The organism is Microbacterium sp. NPDC008134 (assembly GCF_042957055.1).
GTDB lineage: Bacteria > Actinomycetota > Actinomycetes > Actinomycetales > Microbacteriaceae > Microbacterium.
This window is the reverse complement of sequence record NZ_JBIBHO010000001.1, coordinates 1,223,248-1,245,788: the sequence shown is the minus strand read 5'-3', so window position 1 is coordinate 1,245,788 and position 22,541 is coordinate 1,223,248. Positions and strand designations below refer to the sequence as shown.

At 59.8% G+C, this 22,541-nt stretch carries 23 protein-coding genes; 9 read left to right on the top strand and 14 right to left on the bottom strand.

Translation table 11 applies throughout. The annotated features are described in order from the left end of the window. Positions 1-48 precede the first annotated feature (48 nt). The 3 genes from ACFY9N_RS05790 to ACFY9N_RS05780 all read right to left on the bottom strand — a co-directional run bounded on the left by ACFY9N_RS05790 (position 49) and on the right by ACFY9N_RS05780 (position 5,106). A complete protein-coding gene (locus ACFY9N_RS05790; protein WP_391477380.1) occupies positions 49-2,886 on the bottom strand; it encodes a DNA methyltransferase in 2,838 nt (945 codons plus the stop codon). A gap of 80 nt (positions 2,887-2,966) precedes the next feature. Beyond that, complete coding sequence (locus ACFY9N_RS05785; protein ID WP_391477379.1) at positions 2,967-3,815, bottom strand: AbiJ-NTD4 domain-containing protein; 849 nt, start codon at positions 3,813-3,815, stop codon at positions 2,967-2,969. Between the two features lie 226 nt (positions 3,816-4,041). Continuing rightward, complete coding sequence (locus tag ACFY9N_RS05780) at positions 4,042-5,106, bottom strand: hypothetical protein (RefSeq protein WP_391477378.1); 1,065 nt, start codon at positions 5,104-5,106, stop codon at positions 4,042-4,044. A gap of 1,107 nt (positions 5,107-6,213) precedes the next feature. Between ACFY9N_RS05780 and ACFY9N_RS05775 the strand changes: the two genes are divergently transcribed. Together ACFY9N_RS05775 and ACFY9N_RS05770 are read left to right on the top strand one after the other, a co-directional pair. Further along, complete coding sequence (locus ACFY9N_RS05775) at positions 6,214-6,723, top strand: hypothetical protein (protein ID WP_391477376.1); 510 nt, start codon at positions 6,214-6,216, stop codon at positions 6,721-6,723. Between the two features lie 131 nt (positions 6,724-6,854). After that, on the top strand, positions 6,855-7,328 hold the full coding sequence (locus ACFY9N_RS05770) for a hypothetical protein (protein ID WP_391477375.1): 474 nt from the start codon (positions 6,855-6,857) through the stop codon (positions 7,326-7,328). Between the two features lie 139 nt (positions 7,329-7,467). Here ACFY9N_RS05770 and ACFY9N_RS05765 read toward each other — a convergent pair whose 3' ends face one another. Next, complete coding sequence (locus ACFY9N_RS05765) at positions 7,468-8,685, bottom strand: hypothetical protein (protein ID WP_391477374.1); 1,218 nt, start codon at positions 8,683-8,685, stop codon at positions 7,468-7,470. 509 nt (positions 8,686-9,194) lie between these two features. Between ACFY9N_RS05765 and ACFY9N_RS05760 the strand changes: the two genes are divergently transcribed. Together ACFY9N_RS05760 and ACFY9N_RS05755 are read left to right on the top strand one after the other, a co-directional pair. Continuing rightward, positions 9,195-9,815, top strand: coding sequence for a hypothetical protein (locus tag ACFY9N_RS05760; protein WP_391477373.1), 621 nt, complete (start codon positions 9,195-9,197; stop codon positions 9,813-9,815). 97 nt (positions 9,816-9,912) lie between these two features. Further along, positions 9,913-10,242, top strand: a complete 330-nt coding sequence (locus ACFY9N_RS05755; RefSeq protein WP_391477372.1) for an Lsr2 family protein — start codon at positions 9,913-9,915, stop codon at positions 10,240-10,242. A 63-nt stretch (positions 10,243-10,305) separates the two neighbouring features. Here ACFY9N_RS05755 and ACFY9N_RS05750 read toward each other — a convergent pair whose 3' ends face one another. The 8 genes from ACFY9N_RS05750 to ACFY9N_RS05715 all read right to left on the bottom strand — a co-directional run bounded on the left by ACFY9N_RS05750 (position 10,306) and on the right by ACFY9N_RS05715 (position 17,872). Continuing rightward, entirely contained in the window at positions 10,306-11,433 is a 1,128-nt protein-coding gene (locus ACFY9N_RS05750; protein WP_391477371.1) for a hypothetical protein, read from the bottom strand. After that, the gene (locus tag ACFY9N_RS05745; protein WP_391477370.1) at positions 11,430-11,636 is read right to left on the bottom strand and encodes a hypothetical protein; all 207 of its coding nucleotides are present in this window, start codon (positions 11,634-11,636) and stop codon (positions 11,430-11,432) included. Before ACFY9N_RS05745 ends, ACFY9N_RS05750 begins: the two co-directional genes overlap by 4 nt. Further along, entirely contained in the window at positions 11,620-11,925 is a 306-nt protein-coding gene (locus ACFY9N_RS05740; protein WP_391477369.1) for a hypothetical protein, read from the bottom strand. The genes ACFY9N_RS05745 and ACFY9N_RS05740 overlap by 17 nt, the downstream gene beginning before the upstream one ends. A gap of 23 nt (positions 11,926-11,948) precedes the next feature. Then, on the bottom strand, positions 11,949-12,212 hold the full coding sequence (locus ACFY9N_RS05735) for a hypothetical protein (protein ID WP_391477368.1): 264 nt from the start codon (positions 12,210-12,212) through the stop codon (positions 11,949-11,951). A gap of 5 nt (positions 12,213-12,217) precedes the next feature. Beyond that, positions 12,218-13,021 (bottom strand): hypothetical protein, encoded by an 804-nt coding sequence (locus tag ACFY9N_RS05730; protein WP_391477367.1) that lies wholly within the window; start codon positions 13,019-13,021, stop codon positions 12,218-12,220. A gap of 17 nt (positions 13,022-13,038) precedes the next feature. Further along, positions 13,039-14,097, bottom strand: a complete 1,059-nt coding sequence (locus ACFY9N_RS05725; RefSeq protein WP_391477365.1) for a hypothetical protein — start codon at positions 14,095-14,097, stop codon at positions 13,039-13,041. Positions 14,098-14,421: 324 nt separating this feature from the next. Beyond that, on the bottom strand, positions 14,422-15,408 hold the full coding sequence (locus tag ACFY9N_RS05720; RefSeq protein ID WP_391477364.1) for an FtsK/SpoIIIE domain-containing protein: 987 nt from the start codon (positions 15,406-15,408) through the stop codon (positions 14,422-14,424). Between the two features lie 199 nt (positions 15,409-15,607). Further along, on the bottom strand, positions 15,608-17,872 hold the full coding sequence (locus tag ACFY9N_RS05715; RefSeq protein ID WP_391477363.1) for an FtsK/SpoIIIE domain-containing protein: 2,265 nt from the start codon (positions 17,870-17,872) through the stop codon (positions 15,608-15,610). 166 nt (positions 17,873-18,038) lie between these two features. Between ACFY9N_RS05715 and ACFY9N_RS05710 the strand changes: the two genes are divergently transcribed. From ACFY9N_RS05710 to ACFY9N_RS05690, 5 genes are all read left to right on the top strand, one after another. Further along, the gene (locus ACFY9N_RS05710) at positions 18,039-18,881 is read left to right on the top strand and encodes an HAD domain-containing protein (RefSeq protein ID WP_391477361.1); all 843 of its coding nucleotides are present in this window, start codon (positions 18,039-18,041) and stop codon (positions 18,879-18,881) included. After that, positions 18,871-19,338 (top strand): hypothetical protein, encoded by a 468-nt coding sequence (locus ACFY9N_RS05705; protein WP_391477360.1) that lies wholly within the window; start codon positions 18,871-18,873, stop codon positions 19,336-19,338. The genes ACFY9N_RS05710 and ACFY9N_RS05705 overlap by 11 nt, the downstream gene beginning before the upstream one ends. Positions 19,339-19,487: 149 nt before the next feature. Then, a complete protein-coding gene (locus ACFY9N_RS05700; protein ID WP_391477359.1) occupies positions 19,488-20,090 on the top strand; it encodes a recombinase family protein in 603 nt (200 codons plus the stop codon). Positions 20,091-20,119: 29 nt separating this feature from the next. Beyond that, positions 20,120-20,698: a Pycsar system effector family protein gene (locus ACFY9N_RS05695; protein ID WP_391477358.1), complete on the top strand. Its 579-nt coding sequence runs from the start codon at positions 20,120-20,122 to the stop codon at positions 20,696-20,698. Between the two features lie 8 nt (positions 20,699-20,706). Next, entirely contained in the window at positions 20,707-21,435 is a 729-nt protein-coding gene (locus ACFY9N_RS05690; RefSeq protein ID WP_391477356.1) for an adenylate/guanylate cyclase domain-containing protein, read from the top strand. Positions 21,436-21,456: 21 nt separating this feature from the next. On the opposite strand, the gene ACFY9N_RS05685 is transcribed toward ACFY9N_RS05690, so the two are convergent. Next, positions 21,457-21,783, bottom strand: a complete 327-nt coding sequence (locus tag ACFY9N_RS05685; protein ID WP_391478459.1) for an SOS response-associated peptidase family protein — start codon at positions 21,781-21,783, stop codon at positions 21,457-21,459. A gap of 233 nt (positions 21,784-22,016) precedes the next feature. After that, a complete protein-coding gene (locus tag ACFY9N_RS05680) occupies positions 22,017-22,466 on the bottom strand; it encodes a GNAT family N-acetyltransferase (protein WP_391477355.1) in 450 nt (149 codons plus the stop codon). Between the last annotated feature and the right edge of the window lie 75 nt (positions 22,467-22,541).

The following is a 22,541-nucleotide window of genomic DNA, read 5'->3' as shown; positions in this document are numbered from 1 at the left end:
AGGACTGTTCTGTCTGTCTAGTCGCCCATCCTCTGTCCGTGGGCTTCGTCAGAGCGTCGGTGCTGGCCACATCCAGTCAGACGGCTTCGCATCCGTGGGACGTGGCCCAGGCGGAGTGACTTCCTCCCCGACCTCTTCGCGCGTTGCGACCAGGAGGTTGGCCTCGAACAGTTGAGTGAGGAGATCCTCCTCGGCAGAAAACCCATATGCGGCGAGCACCGCGGAATCCAGCTCCTCGCGGAGCGCTCTGAGCGTGGACGCCCCCGGGCGCCTTAGAACATCGAACTGGGCGGCCAGCGGCTGTCCGAGCTTGAACGCGTGTGCGCAGTGCTCCACGATTTTCCGCGCTGCGATGGAGACCTGATCAACAGCCTCCTGCGAAGGGTTCTGAGGCCAGGGAAAGCTACTGAACACTGCTTCGGTCGTGTACCGCAGACGGGTTTCCAGCGTTGTGCATCTCGCGCGAAACCACGTCTCATGTGCAGTGCTCTGCAAGATGCCGAATGAGTAGTCGTCTGAGTACGGGAATGCAACCATCGCGTCAGTGATGTGGAACTCACCGCTTACGAAACTGAATACCGGCCCACGCAACTCGCTGGAGACACGCGTGAGACCGATGTACCTGGGCAATTCTGTAGTTGCGGCGAGGTAGTCTTCACGCCTCCAACCAAGCATCCACCACCGTTCTAGGAAGCCAGCATGGTGGCGATTGACTCGCGCCTTCGGGTTCCGCGCGAGTGCGATGTCGTTGCGCTCGCGCTCCGTGGCTGCCTTCTCTTCCCGAGTGGGCAACGCCGAAATGGTCAATGACTGCATCAGTTTCGGATGCTTTCGCCAGGCTTCATCGGCGGATACGTCTGGCACGTCGATCACCCACGTCTCCACGGAGGTCTTCTGGAGTAGCTCCTTGCCGCCGAGCACGGGATGAACAACCTCTGACGAGGATGGCTCGATCTTCTTGATTCTGCGCGCTGCAACGGTGTCGATACGAAACGCATCGGTGATACCAAGCGTCTGACCCTGGTAGACGCCACCGGCGTTGACGCGCAGGTCCTTTGCATCTCGAACGTTTACTTCGGGTGAGAGCGCAGACGTGATTTCGTCAAGCTCCAGCGGCGGCTCCTCGAGATCAAGCCAGAGAGTGCGCTTGCCTGGGAGAGATCCGCCCTTCTGCCAGTTCACGACGGCGACCGTGACTGCCGCTTCACCGGACCACTGCATGGATGAGACCGCCTCGATGATGGCTCCGCCGTTGTCCACGATGTAGTCGAGTGACGCCTTTCGACCATCACCATGCTTCACAGACTTTGTGGCGACGAGGCCGGCCCGCCCTCCCTCGGGGAGATGATCGTGTGCCTTCGGGAACCAATAAGTCACGAAGTCAGACACGCCCTTGGGCCCGTACGCTTCATCAAGCCGTGCGTTGTAGTCCGCGCCAAGTTCGAGAACCATCTTTCGCCGACCGATGAACGGTGGATTCCCGATGATGGCATCCGCCTTGGGCCACTCCTCGAACAGTGCGTCCGCGTGAAGGATGTTCTTGTCCAGGTTGTCGAGTGGCAACGTTTGCCCAGCCTCTTCAAGCTCATCATCCGCAAGCTTCTTGCCGAGCAGCAGCGTGACCTTCGCCACCTCTACGGCGAACGGGTTCACATCCATGCCGAAGAACTGCTCGGGCGTGACATATCCGAACGATTCCTGCGTTGCCAGGCCGCTAGCCTGTCGCCGCTCGCGAATGCGCTCGATTACTTCGCGCTCGAGGCGGCGAAGCTCCCGATAGGCGATGTACAGGAAGTTACCGGAGCCCACCGCAGGATCCAGCACTCTGAACTGCGACATCTCGCCCAGGATCGCCTCAAGCTGGGGAATGTTGGTGGCAGCATCGATCCTGTCGCGCCACGGGCGAACGATGACCGGCTGAATAATTCGCTGGATGTCTGCCTGTGAAGTGAAGTGAGCTCCAGTGGCATGGCGCTCTCCTGCGTCCATCGACCCTTCGAACAGGGTGCCGAAAATCTCCGGTCGCACCTGCGACCACTCAGTGCCAGCCGCATGACGCAGAAGTTTGAGTTCCGCCGTTGTCAGCTCCAGCGGCACTACCTTCGAGAACAGACCACCGTTGAAGTACGGGGTGCCCTTGAATCGGCCACCCGGCGTCTTTCCTGGCGTGTTCATTTCATTGAACAACCCGCCGATCAGGTCGTAGGCTTCTGCACCCGTTGTCGCATCAGCAAGCGCTTTGGTGAAGGAGTGCTCGGGGAGGAGCCCAGTATCTTCGGCGAACATGGCCATCACGCATTGCAACGTAAAGCGCTGCACATCCTTGGACTCGACACCGCGTGCCCTCAGCGAGCGGTAGACCTTCGCCACTTCAGCGGCGGCCTCACGCGTCACAGCGACAAGGTCGTTACCGAACTGAGGTCGAACCTCCTCGGGAAGCATGAAGCCCAGCGCTTCCCACCGAGTACTGAGATCAGTGAGGCGCAGCATCTCGATGGGCGCATCGAGCTGGTGGTCAAAATCGTAGATCCACAGCTCATCAAAGTTGCAGAGGATGACGTACCGAGGGCGATCCGGAACCGCGCGCACCCAGTAGTCGAAGGCTTGCGACAGGTGCCGAGCGAGTTTCGTGCCTGATCGCTTCATCTCGATAAGCACGCGAGGCTTCCACAGGAGGTCCGCGAATGAGGTACCGCCCGTCGTCTTGGTCACTCGGTATTCGAGCGTCGCGCCAGCTTCGAATACCCCCGGCCAGCCGAGTGCCTGGAACAGACGATCCAGAAAGACTTGGGACTGCCCCTTCTCGTCCCCAGTCAGGTGCTCCTCGCGCCATGCCGCGAACTCGGTCAGCCGCTTGCGCAGGACATCGACGGGAGCGTTAGTCACAGGGAGAGCATCAGACACATTCACGATCCTGGCAGACCCTACCGACAAACGTGCTCTCCACACCGAAGGGTGGCGTGGATCTAGACCAGCTCTGCTTTCCGGCCCGACTCGATCAGGTACGTCACGAACGCCGAGCAGGTGACCAGCATGTACTTCGCAATCGCCTGGTCCGCCTCGGTTGCCTCTACCGCTGCGTGACGGATACCTTGTGCGTCGGAGGTCCAGCCGTACATCTTCGACCATGCGCCTTCGAGCGCAGAGTGGATCGTGACACCGGCATCCTTGAGTTTCTTCAGCCCCGCGCCGAGCGTGCCTTCCTTCGTGACCTTCCGCACGACTGCCTCGACTGCTGAGACAGACTCCTTGATCGAATTGGCGTAGTCCGGGTTTTTCCGATCGGCCAGGAGATCTGCCGCTCGCTGGAGATGGCCTCGCGCTCCGCTGAAGTCACCCGCAGCTTCGATGGCTGAAGTCACGGCTTCGGCATCGGCATCGTTGTCCAAGGGAACAATCTTCTGCTCGATGAATCGGTACCCGACCATGTACGACTCGAACACGCCGTTGAAGGCTTTGACTGTCTGGGCCACGAGGTTTTCGGAGTGCCAGGTGCAAAACCGCTCCAGGTATCCGACGTATGCCTCGATGATGTCGAGCGCATCAAACCATTCGCCGGTAAGCACCTGCGTCTTGACCAAGCTCCAGACCTTCTGCTCGCCGGGCTCCTCATCACGAGGCTTCTTGAACTCCCAAGCCCACATCGCTGACGTGAGGTTGCCCACTGGCTGGTAGCTCATCTCCCTCTGTGACATCGTCCGGTAGGTCACTAGGACAACGTTCCACAACTCGGTGCGCGTCTCCTCATCGAGTGCATCAGTCTGAACAAGTGAGCGAATGGGACGGAGACGCATCCGTTGAGCAAATGAGACCATTGGCTGAGCGTACCGACAACAGCAGACGTAGCCCGATAAGGACGAGCCCGGCTACGATCTGCTTCACTATCGAGTCGAGGAGGACCCATGGGCAGTCCCGTCTATGGCAAGGGTTTCTACGACGGCCGGCGATCCGTATTCGCTGAGTTGCGAGCAGCTGCCAGCGCGGCGAAGGTGCAGAAGCACTCGAACAACATCGGCCTCGCTGCATCCGTCACCGGAGCAGTCATCGTGCAGCTAGTCCCCGTCGTCGTGAAGGCGTGGAAGGACGGTCGTCGCCTGAGAGACGAGATATCCACTCCTCAAGCGTGACGTCATCGCCTGCCTGCATGATGTAGCTAACGACACCTTCGGCAAAGCCCAACGGATACCCGTGCTTCACAAGCCGCTTGGTCAGCAGCTCGCCGACGATCTTCCTCGCCTTGTCATTCGGAGTCTCGGAAATGATCAGCCCGTGCACCGCGTTCACCCACGCCAACGAATCCTGCTCTCGGACGTCACCGCTCTTCTTTGACAAACGCCTGTCGAACGGCGTCCTAGGAATCGGGTGAAGCTCCAGCAGTGCGTTGAGGGTCGCGTGTCCGCCCTTCCTCCGCCTTGTCGCTTCCTCAGCCGCCGCCTTATTCGCTGCCTTCTGCACTTCGTATGCAACCATCGCCCGCGCCTTCGCGACTCGTGCCGTGATCCGTTCGCCGGTCTTCTTATCGGTGGTCCCATAGTCGATGTCATCCGCAAGGCGCTCCAGAACCCTCTCAAGGTAGGGCACCACCACACCCGGCACGAGTTCGTATTCTGCCTTCAGCTCCCGGCGAAGCTTCGTCGCCATTCGAGGTCGGATCCCGAACTTCATCGGATCGACTTCAGCAGTGTCAGCGAGAAGCATCGCCCAATGCGTCAGCCCCAACTTGTCGCTATACGTCCATGTCGGATGCGTCACAGAAGTCAGCACCCGCGCGATAGGGCCAGCCTCCTCACCGATCAGCCCTCGCGCAACACCGTCCCACTCCCGGACGATCTTGATTCGCTTCTTTGTCAGCGCCTTCACCCGATACCGTCCCGCACGGAACGGACCTCCTCGAGGGTGCGTCAGGATGCCACGATCCGTGAGTGACTTCAGAAGCCGCGCGACCGTCTGCACATCGACGCCAAGCTCCATCGCCAACCATGGCTGCGTGACCAGTACCGAGTCCCAGACTTCGTCAGCGTCAAGCATCTTGAGACCAAGAGTCATGAGCACTGCACGCTCCCCTACGTTCCTCTTGAGCAGCGCGGGCTGATCGGCTCCATACATGACAACCCCCGACATAATCCGCCGAGCAACGTCGAGAGAAGCGCCGCGCGAATCGCGCCCATCTCCAGAAGAGCTGAGGCCCCGCTCCCGAGCGCTGTCCACCAACTGACCCCAGCCCTCAGACTCGGTAAGGCTCCGCATGTCATGGGCTATGTCGCGAGTGCGCCTGCTTCGAGTGGGTCCCCTTCGCACATTGGGTTCACGCCGCCCCCCGATTGAACTGGAGGAGCTGCCGAACATGTACCCATCGACACATCGACTCTTGATCCATAGGCGTATTGCCTCGACGGGCACCTCGTTACTGATGCCTTTGACCAGTAGGGCGAGCACACGGGACTTGGCTAATCCGTTGGAAGAGGCCAGTACCGGCCCGAGGATAGGGTCCAGCTCGGAGAGGTCAACTTCTGAAGTGATGACTGACATGAGGTGCTCTTTCTGATAGTTCGCTATTTCTATATGACTAGATGGAACAGCGTTGTCATATAGAAATGCGCGTAAAGCTATCAGAAAGCGCACCGGCTATACTCAGGGACGACTTCAAGAAGTATGGTCATCGAACAATGTGGGCCCTATCATCGCTATCCGGATGCTCGGCATGACTTCCAGGCTGATTCTTGCCAATGAGCCCGCGTTGACGTAGCCCTACTGGTCAAAGGCATCAGTTCGGGCGGCACCCTGCCTTGAGGCAATACGACGGATGGACAATAGCCCGTTGGGGTGAAGGGGAAACCCCTCGGCATGACTCCGATGTGCAATCTGGATGACGGCATGAAGCTGTATGAGCAAGGGGCACTGCGAAGCAGGGCGCCTTGTGGGACGGCGCCTGTTGAGATGCGGAGGCCCTGTCGGGTTGAGCACGGGCTGGGGTCAGTTGGTGGCCACGCTGTAGCTCGGGAGCAGGCCGGGATGGTCTTGTGAGAAGACCATCCCTACAACAAGTCAGCCATCCATCGGATGACGGTGCGGGGCCGATATGGATTCAGCCCGTTGGGGATGAGGCCATATCGGCACTACCGCTCTCGCGTACTGAGGCAGCCCTTGCTGAGTTCTGACCGTTCACAATCAAAGTAGACGTTCTCTTGAAAGGAGACTGCTTTGAGGAAAGACATGAAGGGGCTGCCCTTTGATCTCCACCAGGAAGTGAGCAAGCTCTCAGTGGAAGCTGTGGCCGGAGGGTCTGTCTCTGGTGATGCGTGCATGCGGGATCTCATGCTCGAGCGGTTGACGGTCCTCGACCACATCATCCGGATTGCTCAAGGACAGGTGTCCGATCTTGTTCATGACCTTCGGGACCTGCCTGTGCATCAGCGCGCCAAGTGGACCGAGATCGCCAAGGCGCTAAGCATTAACTCGGACGCAGCGATGAAAAGGTTCACCACTGCTCCGAAAGCTCGGATGGACAAGCCCGGATACTCGATGAGCGAGGCCGCCGCACTTCTGGGCCTCTCTCGGGCGACGGTCCATAACAAGGTCGTCAGCGCTGGCGCAAAAGCAAAGTGGCTGGCACGGGTCTCGACCAATGGGTCAGTTGTCAAGTCAACATATCGCATTCTTGACCTTGAAGCCCTGGCGGCGGCACCTACGAATTGGGCTATCAACAGGGGTTCTGAGGAGTAGGTTCACGACCACCGAAATAGACAGTGAATCCGAGCGCGTACATTGAACTGTACATTTCCCGAAAGACGACTTATTCTCGTATTAGATCGAGAAAGCAAACAACTCGGTTACTCATCGAAAGGGATTCAGAGATGTTCAGCTACGTCAGGGCTTTTGGAATTATTCTCGCCGCTGTCGCCGCAACCTCGGGCATGGCACTCGGCGCAAATGCAGCACAGGCAGCGTCCGCTGCGAACCTGACCGAACTCGCGGAGATCCAGGAGCTCACTCTCACTGGCGATGGCACGTATGCCGAGCAGTTCGCATCGCTTGAGCGGACCTTCTGCGCCGACGACATTGCCTCCGTCTTCGGCGAGGCATGCGAAGAAGATGGACCTGGCCTCTTCAATATCGGAGCTGTTGACGACCTCACTATCTCCTACTCACTGAACCCCGAGCGCACTCACTACGTTGCGGCACAGCAGCTCAAGGACGACTCGGTGCTCGTGATCAGCGATACTTCCCCCCGCCCGGTCTCCTGCGTGGAGTACAACTACGACTGCCGCGCGTTGGTGACCGACGACGAGGATCTGCGCAACAGCGTCGCCACCTGGCAGACCCTCTGATCCCCTCCGTCGTCCGGTCAGGGATTAGGCCATGACGACCGAGGCTTCCGCTCAACAGCAGAGTCGAACTGCACGGTAGCGGAACTGAGAAACGCCCTCTCGGAAGCGATGAGCCGAGAGGGCGTTTCCTATGCTGGCGTCAGGATCGGTGCAACTCGATCACCAGGTTGTGCGTAGCCAGCGATCCGTTGTTCCACAGGCACACCACGAGGTAGGCGTCCTCTGGATCGTCCGACTGCCAGATCGGGAGCGTGCCAATATCAGGCTTGGCAATCGTGCTGACTTCAGTCACGTCGAACCGAACTCCCGCGACCTCGACCACCGTGCCAGGCTCAAGGCCGGCCTCGTTGACTACGTTGCCGACGGCGCCTCCCTGTGTGTGGGTGTGCGCAAGGAAGTACTGCGGCCCATCGGCCGTGTAGCCGTTCGCCGCGTCATCGATCACCCAGAGGTCATCGAAGGTCGCCGGCTCAAGAACGTTGCTGAAAGGCATCGTCTTAGGTTCCGGAAGAGCCAGCACCGGGGCGACATCGCTCTTGGCGCGGTAGAGCAGATCGAGCAGCTCCCGAATCGTGAGATCTGTCGGTTCGGATACTTTCGCTCGACCTGATGGTGACACCACCGACGATGCGTTCACCGGGCCGACACCGGTCTTAACTGCCTCCGGTACTGCGCGAGGCGTGACCGGCTCCGGCGTCGGCTGAGGAAGTGGGTCCACAATGGGTGCGGGCTCCTCCACGACAACAGGAGGAAACCCAGGCTCCGGCTCAGTCTCGGGTGTCAGCTCCGGCTCTTCCGGCTCAGGCTCGGGCATAACAGGCGGCTCCGGATCTGGCGGGAACTCGTTGACTGAGTAGCATGCCGCGTCAAAGTAGTTCACGTGGAACCCGCCCGCGTCGGAACCATACGTTCCGGCTTCACCGGCAGCAGCGATACCGATGTAATGCGGCTTCTCACCAGTTGCACAGGGCACTGCGCCACCGACTCCGGCGAACGGCGAGCCGAGCGCCTGGAAGGTTGCCGTTGCGGCGATGGCATCGGTGGACACCGTGTAGGGGCCATGCTCCTGTTCGTAGCCTTCGCTGACCTCGATGCCAATGTTGCAGCCATAGTGCCGACCCGGATGCGTGACCTCACCATCAAGCATGCCGGGTGTCGGCTCTCCGTCCTTCACGTAGCAGTTGTTCATCCAGACCCTGACGCCATCCGGTGTCCCGGTAACGTACTCAGGATCGACCGGGATGTAATCCCAGTCGCCCGGTCCCGCTGCTAGAGCTCCTGCGCTTGCCCCGAAGAGCATGGAGCCAGCAAGCATCGTGGCAGCTGCGGTCGCCGCGATAACCCGTCTGATTTTCATGATGATCCTTTCTCCTCGGAGCGAGGTTTTCTCGTTCTCGCTCTATTTGATCGTCAAGCGATCGTTGAGCATGAGCCCACTAACGCGAGAACGAAAAGAGGAATCCCTCTACCAGGAATGACCTGGTAGAGGGATTCCATAATGCGACTCAAGCCTTGCCGCCCTTGCCAGCGCCCTTCGCAGCGCTGCCCTCAGCCTTGGATCCACCCATTTCGCACCTCCTATTGTTGTGACCGGATCTGGAATCGCGATCTACTTCGACGATACGAGGTTCGGAGGGTCATTGTGCGGCACATCTACGCGAAATAGCGAGCTTCCCTCAAAGCGTCGTAAACGCGTCAGAATCGTTCGAAGCGATATCGATACGTCGAGGGCGACAAAAGCGCTCAGATCGACGCTGAGGGCTCCATGGCCCCAGTTCCGAGCTACTGTGCGACACCAGCTCCTGCCAGAACGACGCGCCTAACAAGCGGTTGGTCCCAGGCTGTGTCGCACGCCATTATGAGATCGTGACCGAACCTTTGCTTAAGCAGTCCAGCGCTCTTATCGTCATGGCGGTCCTGGGCGCCCTCGTCCTGGCCGGCTGTACGCCTGCCTCCGAGCCCCACCCGAGCCCTATTGCCGCCTCCCAGCCCGTCGAGACGGAGAAGCCCGGTCCCGCCGAGGAGATTCAGGTCGGTGATGAACTCACAGCCGAGCAGGCTCAGGAGCTGAACGACTCCAACGACCTCACCGTGGCCTACCCCGTCGGTGACAAGTTCATCGCGGTTCGCTGGGGGCAGCCCATTCCGGAGCCCGTTCTCCAGGAGGTCAACGCTCAGGTCAACGCAGGTGTAGGAGCATCGCACGGAACAGGCACGGGCGCTGCGATGGATCAGGAACAGGCCAACCTGCAGGCTCAGCTCCAAGCAGAATCCGACAAACTCGGAGGCATCACCGTCACCGCTGTTCAGTGCGCGCTGAGCTTCTCCACCTCCATCAACTCCTTCGCCCCGGCTTGGGCAGTAAGCGAACCCGGCCCAGTCGGCACCTACGACTCTCAGGCAGAGGCAACATCAGCAGCACAGGCGTGGGCAGATGGTCAGCCGGGAAAGCGTATCTTCGTTGTTCTCAACAACCTGGGATGCTGATCGGTTCAGTTAGGCGGTCCTTTTGATAAGGGGAGGTCTAGTATGTGATCGTGGGGATTGCATTCCCGGGAACCGCCCGCAAGCGAAACGGAGCACGATGGCCAAGCGCGAAATTACCCAACTAATCGATGACGTTGACGGCACCGAGGCAACCACTTCGATCAGGTTCGCGGTTGGCGGCACCAACTTCGAAATCGACCTCAACGACGCGAATGCCGAGAAGTTCCACGAAGCTCTCAAGCCGTGGACCGACGTTGCTCGCAAAGCTAAGAAGGAGGGCTCGTCGTCTGCCCGCACTTCGAGCAAGAGCACGGGCCGGAGAGACCTCGCGGCCATTCGCAAGTGGGCCAGCGATAACGGCCACGCCGTAAGCGAGCGTGGCCGAATCCCCGCCAACGTCATCGAGGCCTACGACGCCGCACACTGAACCTAGACGAGACGAAGCCCGGGACTGATCGCAATTCGGTCCCGGGCTTCTGCGCGCTCTTGGCTACTTGGTAGCTACCTCGAACACTTGACGCACGTCCCCAGGCTGGCTAGTGAGAATCAGGTAGTACTTGTCGGCGTTGCCCTTGGTGTCCACGAACTCCCAGATGTCGCACTCGTATCGACGGGCGGCGCTGGCTGCTTCGTCGTCCTCGACCAACGAACAACTGATCTCCGGGCCGGAGGTTGCGTCCTTTTCCCGGCCGAGAACCCAGGTCTCAGTTCGGGTTATCCGATGCTCTCCTTCGAGCACGGCCACGAATGAGCCGGAGATCGGGTCGCTGTTCGTCCCCGAACCAGCAATGCTGACTTCCGGCACGGTGAAGAAGCTCTCGCGCCTCGGCTCATCCCACCACTCGTCATTGCCGAGGCTCTTCGGCTTGACCTTGGTCAGCTCGAACCAGTTGATCTCTCTCTGCTCACCCGGAAGCGCAGCGGCGCGAGAATCGTGCCAGATGCCGTTCTCCTCGATCCCGAAATTCTGCTTGTCCAGGATGCCGGTGGAGATCGTGATGGGTACGACCTGCCGCCAGACTGAGTCCTCGACAGTCGTGATCAGGAAGTACTGGCCGTCGCTGAAGTTGGGATCGTCGAACCAGGCCCAACTGTTCGGCTCGCCCTCATAGTTCATGTTGTCGGTCGTGCACGAGACGGGAGCTCCGTCGAGGGCCTTCTCCGTCTTGGCGATGAACATGTGAAACTTCGGCTCGGTGGCCTCGCCCTCGTCATTCAGGTGCGCTGAGGCATCCGTCCACGTTGTGCGACACCCGGACTTGAAGCTCAGCACGAACGGCTTGGAGGTATCGAGCTTCGGCTCGGTGTCGCCTACCTCGAACGGAATCTCAGTGATGTTCCGATAAGTCGGCTCCTCATCTTCGACCTCGAGATAGCTGTATTGCTCACCGTTGACCGTCACCTCGCCGAGGGACATGCCTTCCCAGTCAGGCTCGTCGGAGACAGCCGCGGAGTACCAGTCGTCCGGGGTCCCGGTCGGCGTGGGCTCAGCGACGGTATCGATGGGCGCATCGCTTGGGATCGCACCGAGTGCGCTGGGGTCGGTGCAGGCTGTCAGCGAGAGCAGCGCCAGCACGCCAAGAATTACGACGGCCGGCCGCTTGATCCGAGCGGTCATTCATCCTCCTCGTTGTCGTCCTGCAGATCTACAGGCAGCGACCACACCAGAAGTGCGCCGACGGCGAGGGCGGCGAGCTTCTCGTTATCGGGGTCGAGGAAGAATCCAGCGATAAGCGCGGTGAAGAGCGCGAGAATGATGAGTTCCGCCCAGACCACTCGGTTCTGCACCGCCGCCAGGATGACGCTACGCACGGTCAGCATTTGTCCTCGCCTCGCCATCGAGAGGCGCTGTCTCCGACGCCATCAAACGCTCGACTCCGAGGATTGTTCCGGACGTCGCCCCGAACTCAAGACGGAAGGCACTGAGCATCGTCCAGGCTGTGTAGGCGAGAACGCAGAGGAGCAGTACCAACAGGCCGCTCACGAGCAGGAACACGTTGCCTCGCACGAACACGACCAGCAGGAGTGCCAGGATGCCTGCGACGAAGAGCCCGTTGATCATTCCTCGTACGAAGGACGTGACGAGTGTCATCACGACGCTGAAGGTCATGGCGGCTCGTATCGCACGGCGGCTCATTCCGTCGCCCCTTCGGATGCGTCCTGAGCACGAAGTTCAGCGAGTTCGTCCTTCATGTCGTCGTGGTGCACACTGTGAGCCAATGAGATGAAGATGATGAGACACAGGAGCACGAGGTGAGCCACCGCATCGTCCTCAGTCACGAGGTACTTGATCTCCAAGGCGACTCCCAGCACGCCAAAGAAGAGCACACCAAGGATCATTGGTCGTTCGATAATGCGCTGCACTACGTACTTGATTCCCGATTTGAACTTGTTCATGATGTTTACCTTTCGTTGGGGTTGGATTCGTCGGAGTGGTGGGTACTCTTGGTCTCAATCCGGTTCACGACCTTTCGCCAGACCCATACGACGTACTCAGGGGCCACTGCAGCCGTCAGGAGCGTGAGCAAGAAGGAGAGCCCGCCACGCCAATCAGCGAACAGGAGCGGCATGGCCCAGATCGCAAATGCCCTCACGATCACTGTGACCAACGTCTGCGCGGCAGCGTTGAAGAGTGCGCGCATCCACGGCTCAAGCTCCAATGTCGGAACCGGAAGCGGGCGTCCTCGCCACTCCTCGTACTCTTCGGATAGTTCGTCCCACATCGTGGGCGTACCGTCGTCACGGCGTAGTCGAAAGTAGAACACCGCGAAGTAGGTCGCCAGGAGAACTAATCCAAGGCTGATCAGGCCGGTCAGGTCGGCACTCATTCCCCACGTGCCGACGATAAACGTGGCGACGAGCCAATCGACCGTTGCCACCACGAGTCCAAAGATCACGGCACCGATGACTCGAAGCGTGAAGGGGTTGGTCAGAAGAGGCACCCGCAGGAGCCTTGCCAACACTCGGAGCAGGAACCCGAAGACGGAAAGCCTCGGCTCTTCCGCTGACTTCGCCAATGCCGATCTTGTCAACGTGTTGAAAGCGATGGCGCTCATTAGGAAGACGGTCGTGACCCAATTGAGCAATGGCCCGGACGCAACCAGAGAGAAGAAGGCAAAGACTGCTCCCAGGGGAAGCCCCACGGAGACCAGGCGACCCAGGATTTCCCCGATGGATACCCGTGGCAGTTCGGCCTCCTGCGACATGATCGATCACCTACCCTTCAGAACTCACTGCGCTTCACGGCCGGGCGCGATGGGTCCACGCCGAGGTGTCCGGTTGATCCGTCGATTGGCGTGCCGTCGTTCTCAAACTCACGAGACCTGCGACGGCGAGTCACGACTACTGCGACCCAGATAGCTGCGGTCGCGCCCAAGAGCAGCGCACAGATGCCAATGAACCCCCAAAGGCTCATCGCCTCGGTTTCAGTGGACGCTGGTGCATCGCCCTCGACCTCGGTGACCTTCTCGCCGTTTGCTTCCGCTCCGGTCTCATTGCTCTGCTTGACCTCTTCGGCCTTCTGAGCTGGCTTCGACGCGTTCTCGGGCTCAACAGTCTCCTCGGCATTCTGGCCACCGACGAGAGCTGCACAAGCTTCGTTCCATGTGCGAGTGCCGAACTCGACGGTCAGGTTCGTGAGATAGCGACGCTGGTTCTCCCCGAGCAATGCGAGGTTGACGATGAATCGGTCGGGATCCTTCAAGTCATTCGTGACTGTGCAGTCCCGAGCAGGGCGCTGCACGATGATGATGCCGTCTCCGGGCAAGGTCAGCTTCGGACTCGCATCGGCCGAGCCGGTCGCGAGCACGACGCCGTTCGTGAACTCGGTGCCCAGCGAAACAGTCATCTCGGGGAAGGCCGCATTCAGCGACAGAACGATGAGGTTGGGATCGGTGGCTCCGGCCTCCCCGGGCAGCCGGAGGAGCGTCTCCATGATGATGTCAGGCTCAGTCCCACCAGGGGTTCCACCGTTCGGGTCATACCACCATGCGCTGGCGTGCCACTGTTCGTCCTCTTGTGCGACGTACTGGTCGGACATCGTCGCGTCGTTGCTCGCATACGGCGCGTTGGATGCAGCCGAGTACCAAGTCGGAGCTCCCGGTATCGCTGGGAATCTCGGCTCGTCAGCGGCGTGTGCCGATACGGAGGTCGCGAGCATCGCGGCGGCGATAACTCCGGTCGCCAATGCCTTTGTCGTGCTCTTCATATCAATCCCTTGGTCGAAGTAGCTTTCGCTTACGACTAAGTCTTCTAGGCGCATCGCGTAATTCCTCTTACTCATACGCGAATCGTGATTAGGCATAGGAATGCCGGACTGGCCCTGCCACCAAAGGTCGAATATGTGGCTCGGATTAGGACCAGTCCGGCATTGTGTCCGGTGGATTAGGCCGGGCGATTGTCACGGAGGTGAGGCGCGTCGAGTTTCCCTCACACGACGTAGGGATAGACAGCTAGAACCCCGTGACAGCTCATGTGCGCGACTTGGACAAGTTCAGCAGGCTGATGCCGTGAACGCCACTCGCATACGAATACTCAGATGGAATAGGTCGGCTCGGGCTTCGGCTCGTCCGCCAGCCCTGTTTGGCTTCTGTGGCGCTCCATACTGCTAATCGTCCTCATCCCGCATTGGCGTGTATTCGGGGAACCCCGGATTTGCGCGCGGAACGTTCAGCTCCTCGAGAATCGCGGCGATGTCCTCCCAGTGGGCATAGCCGACCCTGACGCCGTGCGGCTCGCAACCAGTCTTCTGCTGAACAATGGCGAGTCCCGGGTGGCCACTGCGCAGGGTGTCAATCAGGAGCTCAGCCTCGCCAGCGCTCGCGTCGAACATCAGCCTTTGAACAATCCCAGTGGGCGGTGTAGTGGGAGGCACGGTGAGGATTCGAGCAGTGAGGTTCGAGCGGAGCGAGCCATTGAGGTACTCGAGGCCAACTCTCTGCGTGCCGATGACCAGGTGCACGCCCGCTGCTCGACCGCTCCGAGCAATCTGACCGGCGTACTCAACCAGCTTCGCCTTTGCCGTGGCGATCCCCTCGATGCGCTCGACCTCTTCAGACGGCAATGCTCCGCTCACGGGCTGCTTGTCGGAGAGCAGATCGAACTCATCGACAATCACGGTGAGCGGGCGGATCTGCTCACGCCGACGGACATCATCGGGGAGGTCCATCCAGAATCCGCACATGTTCTGGGCGAGCGCACGAAAGCGACGCCGCAGCTCGGTGTAGACGCGCTCGATCAGCTCGGCGGCGTTGATCACAACGTCTTCCGGTGAGCCCTCAGCCACGTGCTTCATCCAGGGCTGAAATCCAGCGAAGTCCAAGTGGCCCGCAACGTTGATGTAGACGACTTCATGCCCACGAGTTAGCGCCTGCGCTGCGAGCATCTGAAGGGTGATCGTCTTACTAGAGCCGGTCGAACCTGAGACCAGGGTATGCGGCGCTCGGTATCGGTTGTCGATGCCCTGAGGATCGCCCGAAGAATCGATTCCGAGATCCAGGCGATTCCATCCTGACGGATCATAATCGGACAGCAGGTTGCGCATCGGCACGAGATCGGGCAGCGATATCGGCTTGCCGACATGCAGAATCGTCATGGTTCTTCCTCTCGGTCGATGAGCCCGACGTTCTCGAACTCGTACGTCTAGTTGATCGCGCGCCTTGGCGGATTCATGGGCCTTGATACGCGCTCGCGATCCGGTTCCAATACGCACCCGAGTCACTCAGCGCGCCGTGGAGAGCCTTGCTCTAGTCGAGCGATGCGAGAGCGCTTCGAATCCTTGAGGGCGCTCAGATCTACGCTGAGGCGTCTCCCCAGACGTCCGGATCGAAGATCGAGCGAGTGGGCTTCGCAGTATCGCTGGCACTCGGGTCGGTCCCGGGCTGCTTGACGGGATTCACCGGCTCATTGCCGAGCAAGTGGCTCATCCTTGCGAACGGAGGCTTGATCGACGTGCGGGTGTCGTCCTCATCCTCGGTCGGAACCATGTCGAGCTGAAGAGCGTCATCTAGCTGCCACGGTTCGACTTCGGCGACCCCAAGCTCATTCAGGATCTTCACGACGCGAGGCTCCGAGGCATAGCCCACGCGCATTGCAGTCGGCGCACCACCGTCGATGAGTACGACGCCAAGACCGGGGAGCATGATGACGTTGCCTTCTTCATCGAGCGCTTCCTTGCCATGCTCATCGAGCTTGGGCTTATTGAACGTGTTGAACTGATCCATCGCCTGACTGGTGGCCTCACCCATCGTCAGACGCACGATGTGCTGTTCGAGCTTGCCAGCCGAGAGTTGGATCGCTCCTCCGAGGTTGCCGCGAAGGGCCTCTCCGATGCGCGTCGAGTGCGGAGTCTGTGTGGCGACTACCAAGTGGATGCCAACGGAACGCGCCTCTTTCGCGAGCTGTGGCATGTACTCGTTGATATATCCGACGCCCATGTTGTGCGCCTGTGCTGCGAGGACGAGAGGATGGTCGGCACCGAGAGCCTTCTGAACGGTCTTCGGAACGATGCTGTTCTCGTACTCGTCGTAGAAGATACTGAGTGGCCGGATACCGCCCTCTTCGCATTGCTCAGGAGTGAGGTCGGCCCAGTTACCCCGTTTGTACTTCTTGAGAAAAGCGCGACGACGAACGGACTCCTCGTAGACGTGAGCAAGAATGTTGGCCGCTTCGGGGATCGTCTCACCCCACATCAATGTCCACGGCTTGAGGGTGAGGAAGTCGTTCGCTCCCTTGACCGTATCGATGACGACGATCTCATGGCCACGAGCGAGTCGGCCGAGCATGTCCGCTCGCAGCAGAGTGGACTTACCGGAGTTGGTTCCACCGGCGATCAAGAGATGCGGCACTCGCTTAAGGTTCATGCCGATGAACGTGCCTGCACTGTTCTTGCCAACCGGTACTCGTGCCCAGCCTGAGATACCCGGAGCCCGCGGCAGGCTCTCTTCCAGAGCCACGACATCTGGCAGCGAGAGCGGTTTGCCGTACTGGAGCACCTTGAATGGATCGTCCTGCTTGTCGGTGATCTTCCAGCCGTTCGATCCCTTCGGCAGTGAGTCACGCAGGGCGAGTAGGAATGCCTCGCGCTTCTCAGGTGTCAGACCCGCGATGGGTGCACGTTCAATGATCAGGGTCTCGATGCGTTGCGGGTGGCGATCAAGGTCAGGCTCGTCGTTGTCCACCCAGCGGAAGCGGAAGCGGAAGTCATACACAGGCTTGCCGAGGTTGCGAGCTGCGTCCTCGTATATCTTCATCTCGATCGGACTCACCGGCGTCAGCTCGGCGGTGCGGCCGCGCCCCACGATGTCGTAGTCGGTGATCGTGTACCCCAAGGGCTCGGCGTACTGCTGGAGGTTCGGAAGATCAGCGAGCGTGAAAGTCTCAGCCAGGTGCGCGACCTTGAACGGCATCCCACCCTCGTGCTCGTCCGGGAGATCATCAATGTGCTTGACCTGATACGCCCACAGAAGCTCATACTCAGCGTCCATCCTCTCGCTGTAGGTGCGTCCGAGCTTCAGTGCGGAGTACGTCAGCGCACCTAGCGCGACGACGAAGAAGAGGTTGGCCACGATGACGAAGAACGATGACGGCGAGCTGCCGGCCGACTGATTGAGGAGGTCAAACACGGCAGTGACCGCAAGCGCTATCAGCGCAATGCGTGAAGGCCCGAGCACTCGGAACGCACCGCTGAACAACTTCTTTGTCGGGAACCAAAAGCCATGCGTGTACGGCTCCTTTTGTACGATCAGCCACCATCGAAACACGGTGCGATGAAACAGGAGCGCCGGGACCACTATTGCGATGGCCCATCCCCACCCTGTACTGCCAGCCGCAATTGACTGCACCATCCACGATCCGAACCCGGCAGCGATCAGCAGGCCCGGCCGAAGCACCCAGGCCTGGAACCATGGCACGTCTGGACGCAGTGCGTCGAGACGCTCATGTGGCTGTGCTCCACGCAACGAACGCGTAGGTCGGCGTTCACCAATCACGTGTCGCTCCATAAAGCGCTCACCCGCAGAGACAGCGACTTGCTTAGCCTTTCGCTTGAGATAACCCATTCTTTAATCCCTCCGCCGTAATTCAGTTCGACGTTCTATCTCGAAGATAGAAGGCAATATCACCCCGAACCGCGACTCATACGCGAAACGAATTCTCGGACAGAAGATGCATGCACGATGCCCCTGCGAGACTCTCGTAATAGCGAATCGCGCGAGAGGAGCATCAATGGGGGTCAAACCCAACCTGGTAGTTGTCGATATCGATGGCACTGTGAACGCGATGCGCTCTATGGAATTCCCCGAACGGAGTTCAGGATGGACTTCCGATCTGGCCTCGACGCCCGGACGGACGCATATCCATCGAGAGCTCATCGAACGCCTGGCTGACCTCGACCGGCGCGAGGACACCGAAGTGGTCTGGCTCTCATGGTGGCCACGCGATCTGATCGAACGCATCAACGCGCAACTCGACCTCGAGTTCAGGATCCTGCCCTTGGGGAACACGTGCGGATGCGGGAAGGTGCGATCCCTGCGCATCGAGCTACTCCGAGCCAACCGGCAGCGAGTCGTATGGCTCGATGACGACGAGGCGACTGCCGACGCCAGCCTCACTCCCCTCGCAGACCTGCTCGCACTCCAACCTGACTTCTTCGTCGGGCTCACGCCGCTGTACATCGAGACAGTAGGTGCCTACCTCGATGGCTCCGATGAAGCCGAGCTGATCGATGATCTCGTGTCAGCCGAGGCGTGGCGCTGGAACGATCGGACGAGATCAATGCACAGCTACTCGCGCCGAGAAGAACCACACTTCGACAACCGAGGCACCTTGATGCGTGAAGCATTCCTAGCTGAACTCGCCTCTGTAGTCCAGCGTGGGCACGTGCGGCCTAACGCGGATGAGAGCTACGGCAAACGAGACGGCGTCCACCTCGAACCCTGGCAGCTCGAACACGCGGTACGTCTCTGGGCAGAGCACGGGCTACGGATCGAACTCGTACCTCTGACCGGAAGGCCGGGAGAGATTCTCCTGCACGTTCCCGAACCAGAAGGGATCGAGGATGACGATTGACGCTGCGGACGAGGATGCCTGGCGACGGCTTATCGCGCGAATGTGCGAGTTGCCATCCGAGATTTCGTTTGGCGACGTCCTGCGTGAAACCGGTCCCGAAGCTCGAAGCATGCAGAACAACAAGCCAAGGTATCTTGCGGACGTTACGGCCGAACTGGTGAAGACCGTGTTGACCAAGAATGTCATCGATGGCAGACGGCCCGACATGAGCATCGCCTCGCAAGTATTACGCGGCACCGTCAGCGGGTACGACGCCGTCACCCCGATGAATCGCTTCCAAGTGGCGCACTCGATGATCGATGTGGTGGACGCGCTCGTGGTGGACGAACTCAGCAAGCTGGTCATGCCGTCAAGGAACTCTCGGCTGACCTGGAAGCAAGCAGCCCATCTGGTCGGCCTTCCCGAGTCAACGCTCCATTCTCGCTACGGCGACCGCGTCTACTACAGGAAGGCCTAGGGGCTGACTAACCGTTCTCAAAAACGAATGCTTCTTGAGAATCGCGCGTCGAACAAGATTGCATCTCAAATGCACTGAAAAGCTAGTCTCGAAACTCGTGCGATTAGCGAGACTCGAAAAGGTATGAGTTGCTGCGACTAAACTAGAGTATGAAGCCTTCTACAACGACCGGTCATCTTCTCGGATACATTCGAGTCTCCACTGGCAAGCAGGACGAGCAGCTCCAGCACGATGCACTCGACCAAGCCAGCGTGCTCAAGCGCAACCGGTACGTTGACCACGGCATCAGCGGAGCGAAGACAGAACGGCCTGCGCTCGATGCCCTACTCGCGGACGTCGCGACAGGAGACGTCATCACGGTCTACAAGCTCGACCGGATCGGACGATCGACAGCCCACGTCGCCTCGCTCCTCGAGGAACTCACTCAGCGAGGCGTGCACATCCGAAGCTTGAGCGACGGCTTGGACTCGACGACGCCCACGGGAAAGGCCATGCTCCAGATGCTCGCGATCTTCGCTGAGCTGGAACGGTCGTTCATCCAAGAACGCACTATGGCCGGCCTCGCTGCTGCTCGTGCTCAGGGACGAGTGGGCGGAAGACCGAAGAAGGTCAACGACGCGAAGCATCGCCAGGCTCAGACACTCCGGGACGCAGGCGAGAGCGTTCCGGATATCGCCAAGACGCTCGGCGTGAGTGTCGCGACCGTCTACCGAGTGACCAAGTCGGCAAGGGAGCAAGCCCGCACGAGCTGAAAATGGGTGCCACCTACTAGTCTGGCGACGTGCGTCAACTGCTAGCTCTCGTGCGGCGCTCACGCACGACGAACCTCAAAGTGGAGCCATCTCCGTCTCCCAATCCTGATCACGCGTGGAAGGCCCTCGCGCTGGTCAATGAGTGGATACGGCACTCGGACGCCAAGGCTGGCGTCACGCTCGCGTTCGTCGGTGTGCTCGGCACGATGACCTTCAATCTCGCGAAGAACTTCGAAGCTCGGTCCACGTTCTTCGATGTGCTTGTGGTCCTTGCTTGCTCGCTGCTCGTCGTGACAGGTGCGCTTTGCGGCTGGACCCTCACCCCTCGGGTCAACGACAAAGATTCAGGCCGGGACGCAATCAATCGACTGTTCTATGTCAGCATCAGCCGCAACTTCAAGGACAAGCGTGAGCAGTACGTGGACGTCCTTCACACACTGACCGCGAACCCGGTGGAACTGACGAACGATTTGGCTGACCAGATTCACGCAAACGCAAACATAGCTACCGTCAAGGCGACGTATGCCAAGTGGGCAATTCGGTCCGCGTTGGCATCCGGCGCAGCGGTTGCCGCACTGGCCGTCGTCATCGGGATCTCGAATTCTTAGGAGGAAACATGGACGGCAACTACAAGCCGTACAACTACTTGAGTAGCTCGGAGCGCATCAGCTCGATCCTGAATCAGCCTGTAGGCACGTTCGAGGAAACCGACTCGCTACCCGACAGAGACAAGCTGACGTACACCAATGGGTTCTACGCAAAGTGCTCAGCCATCTTCATCGACATCCGTGACTCATCTGGACTGACCCAGAAACACAAACGCCCAACTCTCGCGAAAATATACCGAGCTTTCGTTTCGGAGATGGTGGCGACGCTCAATTCTGTCCCGATCGTTCGCGAAGTGAACATCGTCGGAGACTGCGTATGGGCCGTGTACAACACTCCTTACACATCCAACATCGCTGAGGTCTTCACGGCCGCGTGCCGCGCGAACACGTTACTCAAGTTGCTGAACCATCACTATGCCAAGAAGGGCATCGACCCTATGAAAATCGGAATAGGTGTTGATTACGGTCGCGCGTTGATGATCAAGGCGGGGTTCAGCGGCAGCGGCATCAACGATGTGATCTACATGGGCGACGTAGTCAACAGTGCCGCGCACCTCGCTCACGAGGCCGGACGCGGATGGAACCAACCCATCTACGTCGGCGGAGACATCTACTACAACCTGGAGGAAGGGGATCAGTCTTGGCTGAACTCAAGCTACCTCAGCGGGCAGGGAACGGTGTACTCGGGCAACGTGATTCTCAGCGACATGAACGAGTGGATTGAGTCGCTCAGTTAAGTCTTAGGACCAACGCGGTGCTCACTGCCCCGCTGGCTCAACGAGCGTCGGATCCGCTGCGTTCGCCGTCCGAGAGTTGTTCAGCTTCCGCTCGACGATGTATTGCTGAATCGTCGATGCGACTGCTTCCGAGGAACCGTCGAGCGTGGCGATCGTGTTGTCTCGGCCTGGTCGGTCGAGCTTCACCGGCTCCAGCCACTCGTCCATCGCGTCGTCGGTTAGGAACGCAGGCATCCTGTCGTGCACCTCGCCCCCAGCGTCCCGGGCCTCTCTGGTGATGACAACGAAGCAACGGACTTGCTCGCCCTTCACATCCATCGACCACGTAAGCCCAGCAGCAGCGAACAGTCCGTCCGTGAAGGAAGCACGGCGTCTTGTCGCCCTCCTCCCATGTCCATTCGAAGTAGCCCCGCATCGGGACTACGCATCGGGCCGCAGTGAAGGACGGAGCCCAGAACCCGATCAATAGCTTCACCGAACTAGGAAGGCACCCGCCGAAAACGATCGTTTTCGGTGCCGGGCCGTCTTGTCCTAGAGAGGTCCGCCAAAAAGGCGGTGTAGAACCGCTGGCTGCTCGACGATTACGGATGCGCTGGGGGCGTGAACCGAAGCACATTCGTCTCACGTCGCACGAAACCCACTGACTCATATAGACGCAGCGCTGACTCCCGCGATGGACGCGACGTGAGGTCGAGTGTGCGGAGACCTCGTTCGTTAGCGATTTCGGTCATTCGCATCAGCAGAGTCCGAGCGATACCCCTCCCGCGCATCGCCTCATCAACCACGACGTCGTCTACATGACCACGCAACCCGGTCGGCAACGGGAACGTAACGAGAGTGGCGGTGCCGACGATCCTGTCGGCGTATCGCACGACAAGCAACTCCGTCGCGTCATGGGCGACGATCGCTTCCAAACGGGAGCGGTCGAACGTGGCGCTCTTCGATAGTTGCGCGAGCAGCCGAGCAACGTCTGCCGCATCGTCGTCAGTGACCGACGACAGCACTTCGACCGCCGGGGATGATTCGCTCATTCCGACACCATAGCTAGTCCTCCCCGCGGTCTGGGGTCACTCCTAAGCTGACGCCCTCGCCCCGCCGTAAACGAT